Here is a 15,682-nt window from a genome sequence, read left to right as displayed (position 1 = left end):
CCATGGCTCAGCTCAACATCGAGGTGAACGGCCGGCCCTATGCGGTGGGCTGCGAGGACGGTCAGGAGGGCCATCTCCAGGAACTGGCGCGCATGTTCGACCACCAGGTGCGCCAGGTCAGCCAGGACATGGGACAGCTCGGCGACACCCGACTGTTCCTGATGGGCGCCCTCCTGCTGGCCGACGAGCTCTACGACGTCCGCGGCCGGCTCGCGGCCATGCAGATGGAGGTCACCCGCCTGCAGTCCGACCGCGCCCGCATGGAGGCCAAGGCGGTCTCGGCCCTGGAGACCGCGGCCGAGAAGATCGAACGCCTGGCGGCCGCGGACACCTGAGTCCGATCAGGCGCCGCGCGTCGTTCGCGGTCGGCGCATGCGCGCGACAAGCTTGCCCAGGGCCGGGAACAGTTCGGGCTCCTCCGCGCGGCGGTAGTCGTGGTCGGCCGGCAGGGCGTCGACCAGGCGCCGGTGGGCGATCCCGAGGTTGTGGTACGGCAGGCGCGGCATCAGGTGGTGCAGGGCGTGGTAGCGCAGGCCCACCGGGGCCCAGAGGAACGGCAGCAGCGCGGGCGGCGGCACGTTCACCGAGTCCAGGAACTGGTCCAGGGGCGCCATGACCTCGCCGTCGTTGTCCCAGCGGTGCGCCACCGCGGTGCGCAGCTGGTTCAGGAAGGTCATCAGCGAGAAGATCAGCGCCGCCGTGGCCACCACCCGCCAGGGGAGCAGCCCGGCGATCGCGAGTCCCGCCACGGACCAGCTCCAGAGCCACGCCCCGATCTCCTGCGCCAGCCAGGCGGGCGAGCGCGCGCGGTCGAAGTCCTCGCGGGCGAAGCCGGGGTTGATGACCATGCCCGAGGCGCGCGCGACGGCGAACCGCCGCACGGGCGGGATCAGGAAGCCGAGCGGCGCCAGCACGCCGAACCGGAGCAGGGTCCCGACCGGCGCCAGCAGGGCGATCCCCAGGAACACCAGGAGCTCGCCCACCGGTCGCCGGGCGAGCGGATGGTACTCCGGGTCCCGCGCGGTCCCGTAGCGGTCCTTGGCGTGGTGCAGGATGTGGACGCCCTCGTACAGCAGGGAGGGCGTGAGCCAGGGCACGCCGATCAGCACGTTCCACGCGAAGTGGAAGCCGGGGATGTCGTCGCGCCGCAGGTGGGTCAGCTCGTGGATGAAGCTGATGCCGCGGTAGAGGGCCAGCACGCAGACCGCGCCGGCGGCCAGCGCCCAGCCGGGCGAGGCGGCCGTGGCGGCGACGAGGAAGCTCAGCCAGGTGACCAGCGCCGTCACCGCCAGGTCCGTCCAGTAGACGCGCGGGTTCGCCCGCGTCAGATCGCGGGCGATCTCGTTCGCCTGGCGCGCCAGGCTCTGCTCGGCAGTGGTGGTCGCGGTGCTCAAGGCGCCCGATGTAAGCCCGCCGCGCGGATCGCCCAAGCCCCTTCGCGCCGCCTGCGTCCTCAGGCTTCGTAGGCGGCCCGCTCGACCGCCTCGAACGTGGCCAGCATGCCGGGGTCGGCGAAGGGCAGGAACTGGCCGAAGAGGACCCCGGCCACGCCGCTCGCCGGGTCCGCCCAGTAGTAGCAGTTGGCCAGCCCGCCCCAGGCCAGGCTGCCCGCCCGCCGCGCGCCCGGCACGTCGGCGTCGTTGCGCAGGAACCCCAGGGTCCAAGACAGCGGCGTCCCGGGCATCGGCCGGAAGTCGTGGCTGAGCGGCGGCATGGTGGTCGCCAGGCAGCCTGCCTGTCCCGCATGGGCCGCCGGCTCGCGCAGCCCCCGCAGCGCCGCCGGTCCCAGCACGCCGCCGCCGTCGTCCGCGATCACGGCGGCCAGGAACCTGAGGTAGTCGCCCGCCGTGGAGTTCAGCCCGCCGCCGCCGTGCAGGACCGGCGCGGAGGGGAAGCGGTCGGCCGGCTCGAAGCCGCCGTCGGCGCCGCGGCGATGCATGCCGGCCATGCGCGACGTCAGGTCCGGCCCCGGCTCGAAGCTGGACGAGGTCATGCCCAGCGGGCGGAAGAACGCCTCGTCCAGGTGCGCCGCCAGGGTCTGGCCCGTGGCGTGCTCGATCAGCCACCCGGCCACGTCGATGCCGATGCCGTACTGCCAGCCCTCGCCCGGCTCGAACACCAGGGGCGGCCCCGACGCCAGCGATCCGGCGAGGCTTCCGCCCGTGGCCGCGAAGTAGCCGGCGAGCTCGGCGCTGAAGAAGTCGTACGCCAGCCCCGACGTGTGGCTCAGCAGGGACCGCAGCGTCAAAGGCCGCCGCGCCGCGCGCAGCCGCGGCCGTCCGTCGGGGCCCGTCCCGTCCAGCACCTGGGGCTCGGCGAGGGCGGGTATGCGCACGCCCACCGGCTCGTCCAGGTCCAGCGCCCCCTGTTCGACCAGCCGCAGCGCCGCCGCCGAGGTGATCGCCTTGGTGCACGAGGCGATCCAGAAGACCGCGTCGGGGTCCATCGGCGTGGGATCGGCCACGCCGCGCGCCCCGGCCGCCCAGAACCGGGCTTCGCCGTCGCGCAGCACCCCCGCCACCAGCCCGGGCGCCGCGCCCCGGGTCACGGCCTCGTCCAGCAGGGCCTGCATGCGCTCGGATGTCATTCCGTCCCCCGGCGACGCTTGAGCCCTGGGGCCCGGCGTCCTACGTTACGCCTCGGCGGGTCTTGCTGCGGCTCGCGTCGAAGGCAACCAAATTCCAGCGACCTTAATTCACTCAACGGGAGCTGTCCCTGCCCGGGATCGTGGTCTCAGGCACACGGCGCCCACCTGGTCTATCCAGGTCGAGGGAATTGAACAGTCCTTCACGGCTCCCGCGGCGCCGCCACCCATCCTCCCCGAGCCCTCGCGCGCCTCCGGCGATCCGGCCGGCTCCGCCGCGCCTCGCGCCGCCCGGACCTTCACAGGCGATAGGGCGCGGCATCTGCGCTAGAAGCGGCGGGTGACGTCCAAGACCGACCTCCGCGCCCGCATGCGGGTCCTGCGCCGCCGCCTCGCCGCCGAGGCGCCGGACGCGGCCGGGCGGCTGGCGTCCCATGTTCCCCCCGACCTGCCGCACGCCGGCGTCGTGGGCCTCTACCATCCGGTGGGCTCCGAGATCGACCCGGGCGGGATCCGCATCGCCGGCGCCGCCGTCGCCCTGCCGGTCGCGGTCGCCAGGAATGCGCCGCTGGAATTCCGCCGCCATGCGCCGGGCGATCCCCTGGTCTCCGACGCGTTCGGCATCCTCGCGCCCGCGCCGGCCGCGCCGCGGGTCTCGCCGGACATCGTGTTCACGCCGGTCCTGGCCTTCGACCGCAGGGGCGGGCGGCTGGGGCAGGGGGCGGGGTGCTACGACCGGACCATCGCCGAACTGCGCGCCGCCCGGCCCGTTCTGGTGATCGGCGTGGCCTACGCCGGACAGGAACTGCCGCAGGTGCCCATGGAGCCGCACGACGAACCCCTCGACGCCATTCTGACGGAGACGGGCTTCCTTCGCGTCGCTAGAGAGAGGTGATGAGGTTCGCCTTTTTCGGAGACGTGGTCGGCCGGTCGGGCCGCGAGGGCCTGGCCGAGCACCTGCCGGGGCTGCGCCGCCAGCTCGAGCTCGAGTTCGTGATCGTCAACGCCGAGAACGCCGCCGCCGGCTTCGGCATCACCGAGAGCACCGCCAAGGAGCTGTTCGAGTCGGGCGCCGACTGCCTGACGCTGGGCAATCATTCCTGGGATCAGAAGGAGGCGCTGACCTACATCGTCCGCGAGCCCCGCCTGATCCGGCCCCTGAACTATCCCGCCCTCGCCGCGGCCCCGGGCCGTGGGGCCCAGCTCTTCGAGACCGACGCGGGGCGCCGGATCCTGGTGGTGAACCTGCTGGGCCGCGTCTTCATGGACGCGCTCGACGATCCCTTCGCCGCCGTCGACAAGGAGCTCGAGGCCTGTCCGCTGGGCGCCGTCGCCGACGCGGTGGTGGTGGACATCCACGCCGAGGCCACGTCCGAGAAGATGGCCATGGGCCACTTCTGCGACGGCCGCGCCAGCCTGGTGGTGGGGACCCACAGTCACGTGCCGACCGCCGACGCCCAGGTGCTGCCGGGCGGAACCGCCTACCAGACCGACGCGGGCGCCTGCGCCGACTACGACAGCGTGATCGGCAACCAGAAGGAAGAGCCGCTGCGGCGCTTCACCACCCGCATCTCTGGCGGCCGCTACAAGCCGGCCGAGGGGCCGGCGACGGTCTGCGGCGTCTTCGTCGAGACGGACCCCGCCACGGGCCTCGCGCGCCGGATCGAACCCATCCGCCTGGGCGGCCGCCTGAAGCAGACCGTCCCCGCCCCGGAACCCGCAAGAGCCTAGTCCGGCGCTATCGCGCTCGTCACTCCGCCACCAACCCTGTCATCCCGGTTTCGCCGCAGGCGAAGACCGGGACCCATAGACTCCGCGGCTCAGGCAAACCCCGGGCCGCGCCGCCGCGCCAGGACCTCGAACGTGGGCGCGTATGGGTCCCGGTCTTCGCTTTCGCGAAACCGGGATGACAGCGTTAGGGGATGGGGGCGTGAACGGGTCCACGGAAGAACGCGGAAGGACCTCCCCCTTTTGTCATCCCGGTTTCGCCGCAGGCGAAGACCGGGACCCATAGACTCCGCGCCTCAGGCAAACCCCGGGCCGCGCCGCCGCGCCAGGACCTCGAACGCGGGCGCGTATGGGTCCCGGTCTTCGCTTTCGCGAAACCGGGATGACAGCCGTGGGGGATGGGGGCGTGAACGGGTCCACGGAAGAACACGGACAGTCCTCCCCCCCCCCTTTGTCATCCCGGTTTCGCCGCAGGCGAAGACCGGGACCCATAGACTCCGCGCCTCAGGCAAACCCCGGGCCGCGCCGCCGCGCCAGCACCTCGAACGCGCCCGATGGCCGTGGCGGCCCGCGGGCGGCGCCGCCGCGCTTCACCCGGAGATGCGGAGTCTATGGGTCCCGGTGTTCCGCTCCGCGGAAACCGGGATGACAGCGCTTGAGATCGCAGCCAGGACCCCGCCCGCTACGCGGCCGCCTCGGCGTCGGCGGCGGCGCTGGCGAGGCGGGCCTCGATGACCTCGCCGATCGCGACGATCAGGGCGGCCGGCTGGACCGGCTTGTGCTGCAGGGCGTCGAAGCCCAGCGCCTTCAGGCGGCCTTCCTCGCCCGACGTGGCGTCGGCCGTGAGGGCGATCACCGGGACGTCCGCGCGCCCGGCCTGGCCGCTGCGCAGGCGGCCCACCGCCTCGACGCCGTCCATGACCGGCATGTGCACGTCCATCAGGACGACGTCGAAGGTCTCCACCCTCAGCCGCTCCAGCGCCTGGGCCCCGTCGGGCGCGACCTCCACCGTGGCGCCCGCCGCCTCGAGGATGGCGCGCGCCACGGCCTGGTTGATGGGGTTGTCCTCGGCCACGAGGATGCGCAGCGTCGGCAGGTCGGCGGGGGCCGCCTCCTCGGGCATGGGCGAACGGGACGGCGGAAGCGGCAGGAACACCCGGAAGGTCGAGCCGGCCCCCGGCGCGGTCTCGACGGCGATCTCGCCGCCCATCATCGACGCCAGCTTGCGGCAGATGGCCAGGCCCAGCCCGGTGCCGCCGTACCGGCGCGCCGTGGAGGCGTCGGCCTGCGCGTACGGTCGGAAGAGCGCCGCCACCTGGTCGGCGGACATGCCGATGCCGGTGTCGCGCACCAGGATCTCGACGCCGCCGTCGCCGTCGGCCGAGGGCGCGGCGCGCAGCGTCAGCACGACCTCTCCCGCCTCGGTGAACTTCAGCGCGTTCGAGATCAGGTTCAGCACGATCTGGCGCACCCGCGTCTCGTCGCCGGTGACGAGCGGCGACACGTCGGGTCCCACCTCGCACCGCAGCACGAGGCCCTTCGCCCGGGCGGTCTCGGACCACAGCTCGATCGACTGCTCGGCCAGCGCGCGGAGGTCGAAGCCCGCCACCTCGAGGTCCATCCGGCCGGCCTCGATCTTCGAGATGTCCAGCACGTCGTTGAGGATCGCGAGCAGCCCGTCGCCGGACCGCAGGATGGTATCGACGTAGCTCTGCTGGCGATGGTCGAGCGGGGTGCGCTGGAGCGCGCGCGCCATGCCGAGGACGCCGTTCAGGGGCGTGCGCAGCTCATGGCTCATCATGGCGAGGAAGGCGGACTTGGCCTCGTTGGCGGCCTCGGCGGACCGCTGGGCCGACGCCAGCTCCGCGGCGCACCGGATGTTGGCGCGGGCGCTCGCCACCACGTACGACAGCAGCATCAGGAGCCCGACGCCGAGCGTGGCGATCGACTCCCCGGCATAGCCGCCGAAGCCGACGGGGAGCAGGAACCAGAGGACGGCGGGCACCAGGCCCAGGGCGCCCAGCGCCACCGGGGACCGGAACGAGAAGCCCTGGGCGTGGACCATCAGGCCGGCCAGCACCGCCATGGCTGCCAGGCGATAGGGCTCGATGCCCGTGGACCAGTAGAGTACGGCGAGCGTCGACCAGACGGTGCTCGAGGCCACCATCGACAGCGCGTAGACGGCCCGGTCCCGCCGCGACAGGGCCCCGCCGGCGTTGAGCGGGCGGGTGGCGATGCGGGTGACGAGCTCGGCGGCCAGGAAGCCCGCCAGCCAGAAGGCCGCCGTGGTCAGGCCGAACAGCCAGGTCGTGAGCGCCGCGGCGCCGGCGCCCATGGCCATGCGGACGCCGAAGATCCGGCGCGCGGTGACGGCCACCGCGTCCAGACGCTCGTCCAACAGCCTTGCGGCGACGCCGACCACGCTGCGCCTTCCCCTGCTTGCGCCCGCCGATCACCCCCCAGTGCGACAGGCCGCCGCACATTGCCCGTGAATCATGAACGGACCCTTGTTCTCCGAGCGCCCGGCGTCCCCGTCGCGGCGACGGTTCAATCCGCCCCGAACTGTTCTAGGCTCGGCCCAAGGCCAAGGTCGGCCGGAGGAGAGGAGACGCCCGGATGCTGGCGAGGTTTGTGCTGCGGGCCGTGTTCGCGGCCCTGGGGCTCTGGGTGGCGTCCAGGATCGTTCCCGGGGTGGTGGTGACCAGCACGGGAAGCCTGATCGCGGCGGCGCTGCTGCTCGGGATCGTCAACGCCCTGGTGCGGCCCATCGTGGTCATCCTGACGCTGCCCCTGACGCTCCTCACGCTGGGCCTGTTCCTGCTGATCGTGAACGCGATGATGATCGGGCTCGTGGCGGTGCTGCTGCAGGGCTTCCAGGTGCACGGGCTCGTGCCGGGCGTGCTCGCGGCCATCGTCACCGGCTTCGCGAGCTGGATCGGCAACGCCGCGATCAAGGACGGGCGGCGGGAGGGCTAGGGCCGTCCTCGACCGCCTCCCGGAAGGCGTCGATCTCATGGTCGATGGGAGCCTGCCGGGCCAGGTCACTCGAGGACGGGCGCGAAGCGCTCACCGGTCCAGCGCCGAACGAAAAAGGGCGGGACCCTGCGGTCCCGCCCTCTCCGACGCGTTCAGCTGAGCGCAGTCCCCGGGTCAAGCCCGGGGCAGGACTTAGAAGTCCATGTCGCCCATGCCGCCCATGCCCCCGCCCGGCATGCCGCCGGCCGGGGCCGACTTCTTGGGCGCTTCGACGATGGCGGCTTCCGTGGTGATCAGCAGGCCGGCCACCGAGGCGGCGTCCTGCAGGGCGGTGCGCACGACCTTCGCGGGGTCGATGACGCCGGCCTGCACCAGGTCCTGGTACTCTTCGGTCTGGGCGTTGAAGCCGAAGGTGGGCGAGGGGTTCTCGAGCACCTTGCCGACCACGATCGAGCCTTCCACGCCGGCGTTCTCGGCGATCTGGCGGATCGGAGCCTGCAGCGCGCGGCGCACGATGGCCACGCCGGCTTCCTGGTCGTCGTTGTCGCCCTTGAAGCCGTCGAGGACCTTCGAGGCCTTCAGCAGCGCGACGCCGCCGCCGGGGACGATGCCTTCTTCCACGGCCGCGCGGGTCGCGTTCAGGGCGTCGTCGACGCGGTCCTTCTTCTCCTTCACCTCGACTTCGGTCGAGCCGCCGACGCGGACCACCGCGACGCCGCCCGCGAGCTTGGCGAGGCGCTCCTGCAGCTTCTCCTTGTCGTAGTCCGACGTGGTGTCCTCGATCTGCTTCTTGATCTGGGCCACGCGGCCTTCGATGTCGGCCTTGTCGCCCGAGCCGTCGACGATCGTGGTGTCGTCCTTGGTGATGGTGACCTTCTTGGCCTTGCCCAGCATGTCGAGGGTGACCGACTCGAGCTTGATGCCCAGGTCTTCGCTGATCAGCGTGCCGCCGGTCAGGGTCGCGATGTCCTCGAGCATGGCCTTGCGGCGGTCGCCGAAGCCCGGAGCCTTCACCGCCGCGACGCGCAGGCCGCCGCGCAGCTTGTTGACCACCAGGGTCGCCAGCGCTTCGCCTTCCACGTCTTCCGCGATGATCAGCAGCGGACGGCCCGACTGCACCACGGCCTCGAGGACCGGCAGCAGGGGCTGCAGCGAGGAGAGCTTCTTTTCGAAGAGCAGGATCAGCGGCTCTTCGAGGTCGGCCTCCATCTTCTCGGCGTTGGTGATGAAGTACGGCGACAGGTAGCCGCGGTCGAACTGCATGCCCTCGACGACGTCGAGCTCGGTCTCGGCCGTCTTGGCCTCCTCGACCGTGATCACGCCCTCGTTGCCGACCTTCTCCATCGCGCGGGCGATCATCTCGCCCACTTCGACGTCGCCGTTGGCCGAGATGGTGCCCACCTGGGCGATCTCGCTGTTCGCCGACACCTTGCGGGCGCTGGACTTGATCTCCTCGATGACCTTGGCGACCGCCTTGTCGACGCCGCGCTTCAGGTCCATCGGGTTCATGCCGGCGGCCACCGACTTCAGGCCCTCGGTGACGATCGCCTGGGCGAGCACCGTGGCGGTGGTGGTGCCGTCGCCGGCCTTGTCGTTGGTCTTCGAGGCGACTTCACGGATCAGCTGGGCGCCCAGGTTCTCGAACTTGTCGGAAAGTTCGATCTCCTTGGCGACCGACACGCCGTCCTTGGTCGAGCGCGGAGCGCCGAAGGACTTCTCGATGACGACGTTGCGGCCCTTGGGGCCCAGGGTCACCTTCACCGCGTTGGCGAGGGTGTTGACGCCGCGCAGCATGCGGTCGCGCGCGTCGGAGGCGAAATAGACGTCTTTGGCAGCCATGATGCTGTCTCTCTTCCTTGAATGCTTGTGACGGTGCGGCGCTTAGGCGGCCTTCGCGACCTTGTCGGACTCGAGCACGCCCAGGATGTCGCTTTCCTTCATGATCAGCAGGTCCTGGCCGTCGAGCTTGACCTCGGTGCCGGACCACTTGCCGAACAGGATGCGGTCGCCAACCTTCACGTCCAGCGCGATGTAGTCGCCGTCCTCATCGCGGTTGCCGGGGCCGACGGCGATCACTTCGCCTTCCTGCGGCTTTTCCTTCGCGGTGTCGGGAATGATGATCCCGCCCTTGGTCTTCTCTTCTTCCTCGACGCGCTTGACGAGGACGCGATCTCCCAGGGGACGAAACGCCATGTCTGTTCTCTCTCTTCCGTACGGAACGGGTTCAAATCTGCGACGTCGGACCGGGCAGGACGTGGCTGTTAGCAGTCCCAGCCCCTGAGTGCCAACGTCGGGGGGCAGTTAGGAACCTCGCCGCCGCGAGTCAAGACGGGGCCCCGGATTCGCATGCGGTCTTGGCTTTCGCGGAGGCCGACCTACTCTCGCCGCAAAGTGACGCGGGGAGGCGTAGATGGGACTGCAGGCCATGCTCGAGAAGGTCGTCCGCACCGGCGACCTGACCCTCAAGCTGCCCGGCGGGCGCACGCTGAAGCTGGGCGACGGCTCCGGGCCGCCCCTGACGGCGCGGATCACCACCGCGGCGTGGGCCGCCCGCATCGCCGCCAAGCCGGGCCTCGGCGTGGGCGAGGCCTACATGGACGGCGGCCTGGTGCTCGAGCAGGGGTCCATCGACGACTTCATCGACCTCATCGGGGCCAACGCCGAGAACCGCAAGAAGAAGGGCCGCAACCCCTTCCGCCGCTGGCTGAAGCGCACGCTGCGCGAGGCCAACGACCGCGTCGCGGCGCGCCGGAACGTCGCCCACCACTACGACCTCTCCTACGACCTCTACCGGCGCTTCCTCGACGAGGACATGCAGTACAGCTGCGCCTACTTCGAGCGGCCCGACATGACGCTGGAGGAGGCCCAGCTCGCCAAGAAGCGGCACATCGCCGCCAAGCTGCAGGCCCAGCCGGGCATGAGCGTCGTCGAGATCGGCTGCGGCTGGGGCGGCCTCGCCCTGCAGCTCGTCGAGGACTGCGACGTCGAGGTGGACGCGATCACGCTCTCGGTCGAGCAGCTCAAGGTCGCCAAGGAACGCGCCGAGGCGCTCGGCCTGGCGCACAAGGCCCGCTTCTCGCTCACCGACTACCGCGACCTGAAGGGGACCTACGACCGGGTGCTGTCGGTCGCCATGTTCGAGGCCGTCGGCCGGCCGAACTATCAGGAGTACTTCGACGGCGTGGCGCGGCTGATGAAGGACGACGGCGTCGGCCTGGTGCACGCCATCGGCCGGCCCGAGCCCGGCACCACCAACGCCTGGATCGACAAGTACATCTTCCCCGGCGGCTATTCCCCGGCCCTGTCCGAGGTGCTGCCGGCCATCGAGCGGGCGGGCCTGATCGTGACCGACGTCGAGATCCTGCGGCTGCACTACGCCGAGACGATCCGCCACTGGCGCGAGCGCTTCGCGGCGGCGCGCGCCGACATCGCCCAGCTCTACGACGAGCGCTTCTGCCGGATGTTCGAGTTCTACCTCGGGATCGCCGAGCAGAGCTTCCGGGCGCGGCGCCAGTTCATCTGGCAGATCCAGCTGGCCAAGCGGGTCGACGTGCTGCCCATCACCCGCGACTACATCGGCGAGACCGAGAAGGCCTACGCCGTGGCCAAGCGGAAGGCGGCCTGAACGCCTGCGGCAGACCGCGCCGCCCGCGTGAAATGTGTGGAGGCGCCCAAAATCCGCCGCTAGGGTCGGGCTGAACCGCTCGAACGACCGTTTGGAGAGACAGAATGCGCCGCGCCCTTGCGCTCGCCACCGCCCTGGGCCTCGTCGCCCCCCTGGCCATCGCCGGCGCCGCTTCGGCCGAGAAGTGGACCAAGTACGTGGACGCCGCGAACGGCATCCAGTGGTCCTATGACGGCGACTACTCGTACAAGGACCGCGAGACCGGCCGCATCGTCGTGATGCAGGCGATCTCCAAGCCCGACGCCAAGATCGGCCCCTCCGGCCCCGGCAAGCCCGACGGCGTCGGCAGCGTGGTCGCCATCGACTGCGCGAAGAAGAACATGATCACCCTGGGCGCGTACAAGCCGAACCAGCCGCTCGACATCAAGTCGACCTGGCGCAAGGACACGCCGAAGAAGGCCGAAGGCGCCGACAACGCCGCCCTCCTCGCCGCCGTCTGCCCCCACGTCGACCACGTCCCGGTGAAATAGCGGCTGTCATCCCGGTTTCGCCGCAGGCGAAGACCGGGACCCATAGACTCCGCATTTCAGAACCACCCGAACACCACCGCCGCGCTACGACGCCGGCCATCGGGCGCGTATGGGTCCCGGCTCTCCCCCCGGCTTAGGCCGGGGTCCGGCCGGGATGACAGGTCTCTTTTCCAGTTCCCACGGCTGTCATCCCGGTTTCGCCGCAGGCGAAGACCGGGATCCATAGACTCCGCGTTTCAGAACCACCCGAACACCACCGCCGCGCCACGACGCCGGCCATCGGGCGCGTATGGGTCCCGGTGTTCCGCCGACGCGGAAACCGGGATGACAGCCGAAAGGTGAGCGCTCCCCTATCCCAATGTCATCCCGGTTTCGCCGCAGGCGAAGACCGGGACCCATGGACTCCGCCTTGCCGGATCAGGCGCCGCGCGCCGCCGCGCCTATCCCTAAAACAGTTGTTTGAATTCTCCCGAAAGTGCGCGACAAAGGACGCCAGAGAAAAACTGTTGGGAGCGACCCATGACCATGACCGCCGACCGGCCCGCCGGCGCCGCCGCCCAGGCCCAGTCCAGCTTCGGCCTCTCGCCGCAGGACGAGCTCAACGACCTGCGGATGTCCGACAAGGCGCTCCCGCTCTACAACAAGGTGAAGGAGTTCATCCGCGAGGTGGCCGAGCCGGCCTCCGAGGAGTGGCACCGCCTGGGCGAGGGCCGTCCCGACATCTGGCAGTACGCGCCGGGCCAGCTCGAAGTGCTGGAAGCCGCCAAGGAGAAGGCCAAGGCCGCGGGCCTGTGGAACTTCTTCCTGCCCAACGCCGAGACGGGTGAAGGCCTCTCCAACCTCGACTACGCCTACATCGCCGTCGAGCTGGGCAAGGTGCGCCTCGCCTCAGAGATCATGAACTGCGCCGCCCCCGACACCGGCAACATGGAGGTGCTGGAGCGCGTCGGCACGCCCGAGCAGAAGAAGCAGTGGCTGGAGCCCCTCCTCGAAGGGAAGATCCGGTCGGCCTACTGCATGACCGAGCTCAACACCGCCAGCTCGGACGCCAAGAACATCGACACCCGCGCCGTCCGCGTGGGCGACGAGTACATCATCAACGGCGAGAAGCACTACATCTCGGGCGCCGGCAGCCCGCGCTGCAAGGTCATGATCTGCATGGTCCGGACCGGCGGCGACCACGATCCGCCGCACCTCCAGCAGTCGCAGATCCTGGTGCCGCTGCCCTGCCCGGGCGTCGAGATCGTCCAGGGCCAGCAGGTGTTCGGCGACCCCGACGCGCCGCACGGCCACATGCACATCCGGTTCAACAACGCCCGCGTCCCGGCCTCGAACATGCTGCTCGGCGAAGGCCGCGGCTTCGAGATCAGCCAGCTGCGCCTGGGCCCCGGCCGGATCCACCACTGCATGCGCGCCATCGGCTCGGCCGAGAAGGCGCTGGACCTGATGGTGACCCGCGGCATGAGCCGGGTGGCGTTCGGCAAGCCGATCATCCAGCTCGGCGGCAACATCGAGCGCGTCAGCCGCGCCCGCATCGAGATCGAGGCCATGCGCCTGATGGTGCTCAAGGCTGCCAAGGCGATGGACGTCCTGGGCAACCGCGAGGCCCGCGTCTGGATCCACATGGTCAAGGCGATGGTGCCCGAGAAGGTGTGCCAGATCATCGACCAGGCCATCCAGATGCACGGCGCCCTGGGCGTGTCGCAGCACACGCCGCTCGCCCGGATGTACGCCAACACCCGCACCCTGCGGATCGCCGACGGCCCGGACGAGGTGCACCACATGGTGGTGGGCCGCAACGAGCTGCAGCAGTACCGCGAGATGCCCGACGACCGCGGCGCCTCCGCGGCCGTGTTCCGCAACTAGCGCCGCCGCCCCGGCGACGCCTCGAGGGAGCCCCCGCGCCAACGGGGGCTCCTTTTCATTAGGGGCGTCGCGATGCTCACCCAGCAGTCCTCCCCCACAGGGGGAGGGGGACCGCCGAAGGCGGTGGAGGGGGGCTAGGCTCGGCGCTCAAGACCCCTCCACCATGCTGGCGCATGGGGACCAACACCGCGCCCCCCTTCCTCTCCCGCTCGCGGGAGAGGGGGACCGCCCGCCGAAGAGCGGGTGGTGGAGAGGGCAAGCGGCGGCCCCGGCGCGGGGGACGACCTTCAAGACGCTGCCCCAGAGGCGGCAGCGCATTTCACCGCCGGCTGACGCGCTGAGATACGGGTCAGGGCTTCGGACCCCCACGTCTGGTCGAAACGCCCGCCCCTCGCCAAACTTCCCACCTCCCGCCCCGCCCCCAACCATGCTGAAATCCCGCAAAACACGAGGAGGGCTGGGATGAAGACGGTTCCGATGGCGGCGGCCGCGGGCGTGGCGTTGATGGCGGCGCCGGGGCTGGCGAGCGCCGAGACGGCCTGCGCGGACCTCAAGGACGTGAAGCTGGCGCACGCCGAGGTGACGGCGGCGAGCGTGGAGACGGCGGGCGGGGCCGAGCTGTGCAAGGTCTCGGTGGTCAGCCGCCCGACCCGCGACTCCGAGATCGGCATCGAGGTCTGGATCCCGGCGGGCGCGTCGTGGAACGGCAAGTTCGTCCAGCTGGGCAACGGCGGCTTCGCGGGCTCGATCAACTCGGGCTACCTGCGCCGCGTGGCGCAGTCGGGCTATGCGGTCGCGGGCACCGACAACGGCCACCGCGCCATCGGCACCTCGGCGTCCTGGGCGCTGGGCCATCCCGAGAAGCTGGTGGACTACGGCTGGCGCTCGCTGAAGGAGACCACCGACGCCGCCAAGGCGCTGATCAAGGCGCAGAAGGCGGGCGGGCCCAGGCTCTCGTACTTCATGGGCTGTTCCGACGGCGGCCGCGAGGCGCTGATGGAGGCCCAGCGGTTCCCCGCCGACTTCGACGGCATCGTGGCGGGCGCGCCGGCCAACTACATGAGCCTCCTGTTCGGCAACGGCGCGGCCCAGCAGCAGGCGCTGGCCCGGCCCGGGGCCTACCTGGACAAGCCGGCCCTGGAGCTGCTGCAGGCGCGCGCGCTGAAGGACTGCGGGGGCGAGGCCTTCGTCCGCGATCCCGCCGCGTGCCGGTTCGATCCCGGGGTGCTCCAGTGCAAGGCCGGTCAGGCGGGAGGCTGCCTCACCGCGCCGCAGGTGCGCGCGGCCCGCGAGATCTACGCCGGCCGGAAGGACCCGCGCACGGGGCGGATCGCGCTGCCCGGGATCTCGCCGGGGGCCGAGGCGCTGACCGGCGGCTGGCAGGCCTGGATCACCGGGCCCAGCCAGGACCGGAACTGGCAGGCGGCCGGCTACCAGTTCGCTTCCAACGCCTTCAAGTACTTCGCCTTCGGGGACCCCGCGTTCGACTTCCTGACGCTGGACCTGGGGGCGCAGTTCGACCGGGCGAAGGCCAAGATGAGCCCGATCATCGACTCCGACGATCCGAACCTGGCGGCGTTCAAGCGGCGCGGCGGCAAGCTGATCCAGTACCATGGCTGGAACGACCCCGCGATCCCGGCCGCCTCGTCGATCGTCTACTACGAGGACGTCCGTCGCACGATGGGCGACGTAGGCGAGTTCTACCGGATGTACCTGGTCCCCGGGATGCTCCACTGCGGCGGCGGGGCGGCGCCGGCCAACGTCGACTGGCTGGCGACGCTGGACGCCTGGGTCGTCGACGGCAAGGCGCCCGGCGGGCTCACCGCCACCGGCGCCGGCGGCGCCACCCAGCAGCTCTGCCCGTACCCCTCGGTCGCCCGCAAGGACGCCGGCGGCGCCTGGAGCTGCCCGGCCCCGAAGCGGCGGTAGCGGGGCCCAATCCTCCACCGTCCTCCCCCGCAGCGTGAGGACGGTGGAGCCGCCGCATTTGACCGCAGAGATCGCGGAGGATTTCGCGGAGGGCGCAGAGGCCTCTGCGATCTCTGCGCTCTTCTCCGCGTCCTCCGCGGTTCAATCGAGCGCCTGCGGCGTCCGTACGGAAGACCCGCCCCGCAGATGGTCCCCCCCTTGGGGGAGCTCGCGAAGCGAGAGGGGGTGGCGCAGTCCTCCCCCGCAGGGGGAGGGGGACCGCCGGAGGCGGTGGAGGGGGGCTGTCCGCGGAGCCAGCGACCCCTCCACCCTGCTGCGCATGGTCCCCCTTGTTTGACGGAAGAGGTCTACTGTGGGGTGTCTTCCGGGACGCCCGCCTGATGTTCGCAGCACCAGGCGGGCTGTCGGTGGAGGGGCCGCGTCCCCCTGAGCTTTGTGGGCTGC

The 15,682-nt window shown here is 71.0% G+C and carries 13 protein-coding genes and 1 other RNA gene; 9 read left to right on the top strand and 5 right to left on the bottom strand.

Annotated elements, in window-relative coordinates:
- Nucleotides 1-2: 2 nt before the first annotated feature.
- Nucleotides 3-335 (top strand): cell division protein ZapA, encoded by a 333-nt coding sequence (locus AC2D8W_RS19030; protein ID WP_484672843.1) that lies wholly within the window; start codon nucleotides 3-5, stop codon nucleotides 333-335.
- Nucleotides 336-341: 6 nt separating this feature from the next.
- On the opposite strand, the gene AC2D8W_RS19025 is transcribed toward AC2D8W_RS19030, so the two are convergent.
- Nucleotides 342-1,394 (bottom strand): fatty acid desaturase family protein, encoded by a 1,053-nt coding sequence (locus tag AC2D8W_RS19025; RefSeq protein ID WP_484672842.1) that lies wholly within the window; start codon nucleotides 1,392-1,394, stop codon nucleotides 342-344.
- A 59-nt stretch (nucleotides 1,395-1,453) separates the two neighbouring features.
- The gene (locus AC2D8W_RS19020; protein ID WP_484672841.1) at nucleotides 1,454-2,587 is read right to left on the bottom strand and encodes a serine hydrolase domain-containing protein; all 1,134 of its coding nucleotides are present in this window, start codon (nucleotides 2,585-2,587) and stop codon (nucleotides 1,454-1,456) included.
- 59 nt (nucleotides 2,588-2,646) lie between these two features.
- On the opposite strand from AC2D8W_RS19020, the gene ssrS reads away from it, so the two are divergent.
- The 3 genes from ssrS to AC2D8W_RS19005 all read left to right on the top strand — a co-directional run bounded on the left by ssrS (nucleotide 2,647) and on the right by AC2D8W_RS19005 (nucleotide 4,315).
- A non-coding RNA gene (ssrS, locus tag AC2D8W_RS19015) (6S RNA) lies at nucleotides 2,647-2,809 on the top strand.
- 115 nt (nucleotides 2,810-2,924) lie between these two features.
- The gene (locus AC2D8W_RS19010; RefSeq protein ID WP_484672840.1) at nucleotides 2,925-3,479 is read left to right on the top strand and encodes a 5-formyltetrahydrofolate cyclo-ligase; all 555 of its coding nucleotides are present in this window, start codon (nucleotides 2,925-2,927) and stop codon (nucleotides 3,477-3,479) included.
- On the top strand, nucleotides 3,479-4,315 hold the full coding sequence (locus AC2D8W_RS19005; RefSeq protein WP_484672839.1) for a TIGR00282 family metallophosphoesterase: 837 nt from the start codon (nucleotides 3,479-3,481) through the stop codon (nucleotides 4,313-4,315). The genes AC2D8W_RS19010 and AC2D8W_RS19005 overlap by 1 nt, the downstream gene beginning before the upstream one ends.
- 679 nt (nucleotides 4,316-4,994) lie before the next feature.
- Here the strand turns inward: AC2D8W_RS19005 and AC2D8W_RS19000 are convergent.
- On the bottom strand, nucleotides 4,995-6,734 hold the full coding sequence (locus tag AC2D8W_RS19000) for an ATP-binding protein (protein WP_484672838.1): 1,740 nt from the start codon (nucleotides 6,732-6,734) through the stop codon (nucleotides 4,995-4,997).
- Nucleotides 6,735-6,931: 197 nt separating this feature from the next.
- Here AC2D8W_RS19000 and AC2D8W_RS18995 point away from each other — a divergent pair, with 197 nt between their 5' ends.
- The gene (locus tag AC2D8W_RS18995) at nucleotides 6,932-7,288 is read left to right on the top strand and encodes a phage holin family protein (protein WP_484672957.1); all 357 of its coding nucleotides are present in this window, start codon (nucleotides 6,932-6,934) and stop codon (nucleotides 7,286-7,288) included.
- Between the two features lie 192 nt (nucleotides 7,289-7,480).
- Here the strand turns inward: AC2D8W_RS18995 and groL are convergent, their stop codons facing one another.
- Nucleotides 7,481-9,127 (bottom strand): chaperonin GroEL, encoded by a 1,647-nt coding sequence (gene groL / locus AC2D8W_RS18990; RefSeq protein WP_293482052.1) that lies wholly within the window; start codon nucleotides 9,125-9,127, stop codon nucleotides 7,481-7,483.
- A 42-nt stretch (nucleotides 9,128-9,169) separates the two neighbouring features.
- On the bottom strand, nucleotides 9,170-9,481 hold the full coding sequence (groES, locus tag AC2D8W_RS18985; protein ID WP_293482053.1) for a co-chaperone GroES: 312 nt from the start codon (nucleotides 9,479-9,481) through the stop codon (nucleotides 9,170-9,172).
- 217 nt (nucleotides 9,482-9,698) lie between these two features.
- Between groES and AC2D8W_RS18980 the strand changes: the two genes are divergently transcribed.
- The 4 genes from AC2D8W_RS18980 (at nucleotide 9,699) to AC2D8W_RS18965 (ending at nucleotide 15,238) form a co-directional block, all read left to right on the top strand.
- Nucleotides 9,699-10,913, top strand: a complete 1,215-nt coding sequence (locus AC2D8W_RS18980; RefSeq protein WP_293482054.1) for an SAM-dependent methyltransferase — start codon at nucleotides 9,699-9,701, stop codon at nucleotides 10,911-10,913.
- Between the two features lie 104 nt (nucleotides 10,914-11,017).
- The gene (locus AC2D8W_RS18975) at nucleotides 11,018-11,443 is read left to right on the top strand and encodes a hypothetical protein (RefSeq protein WP_293482055.1); all 426 of its coding nucleotides are present in this window, start codon (nucleotides 11,018-11,020) and stop codon (nucleotides 11,441-11,443) included.
- A 519-nt stretch (nucleotides 11,444-11,962) separates the two neighbouring features.
- Nucleotides 11,963-13,309, top strand: a complete 1,347-nt coding sequence (locus AC2D8W_RS18970; RefSeq protein WP_293483999.1) for an acyl-CoA dehydrogenase family protein — start codon at nucleotides 11,963-11,965, stop codon at nucleotides 13,307-13,309.
- A 462-nt stretch (nucleotides 13,310-13,771) separates the two neighbouring features.
- Nucleotides 13,772-15,238, top strand: coding sequence for a tannase/feruloyl esterase family alpha/beta hydrolase (locus tag AC2D8W_RS18965; RefSeq protein WP_484672837.1), 1,467 nt, complete (start codon nucleotides 13,772-13,774; stop codon nucleotides 15,236-15,238).
- Nucleotides 15,239-15,682: the final 444 nt, after the last annotated feature.

Source organism: Phenylobacterium sp. T106 (assembly GCF_057219735.1).
The sequence above is the reverse complement of the archived record's forward strand: the minus strand, read 5'-3'. Positions and strand labels throughout refer to the sequence as shown.

Coding starts and splice junctions, on each gene's coding strand:
- AC2D8W_RS19030 (WP_484672843.1), top strand. CDS start 3: ATGGCTCAGCTCAACATCGAGGTGAACGGCCGGCCCTATGCGGTGGGC.
- AC2D8W_RS19020 (WP_484672841.1), bottom strand. CDS start 2,587: ATGACATCCGAGCGCATGCAGGCCCTGCTGGACGAGGCCGTGACCCGG.
- AC2D8W_RS19005 (WP_484672839.1), top strand. CDS start 3,479: ATGAGGTTCGCCTTTTTCGGAGACGTGGTCGGCCGGTCGGGCCGCGAG.
- groL (WP_293482052.1), bottom strand. CDS start 9,127: ATGGCTGCCAAAGACGTCTATTTCGCCTCCGACGCGCGCGACCGCATG.
- groES (WP_293482053.1), bottom strand. CDS start 9,481: ATGGCGTTTCGTCCCCTGGGAGATCGCGTCCTCGTCAAGCGCGTCGAG.
- AC2D8W_RS18980 (WP_293482054.1), top strand. CDS start 9,699: ATGGGACTGCAGGCCATGCTCGAGAAGGTCGTCCGCACCGGCGACCTG.
- AC2D8W_RS18975 (WP_293482055.1), top strand. CDS start 11,018: ATGCGCCGCGCCCTTGCGCTCGCCACCGCCCTGGGCCTCGTCGCCCCC.
- AC2D8W_RS18970 (WP_293483999.1), top strand. CDS start 11,963: ATGACCATGACCGCCGACCGGCCCGCCGGCGCCGCCGCCCAGGCCCAG.
- AC2D8W_RS18965 (WP_484672837.1), top strand. CDS start 13,772: ATGAAGACGGTTCCGATGGCGGCGGCCGCGGGCGTGGCGTTGATGGCG.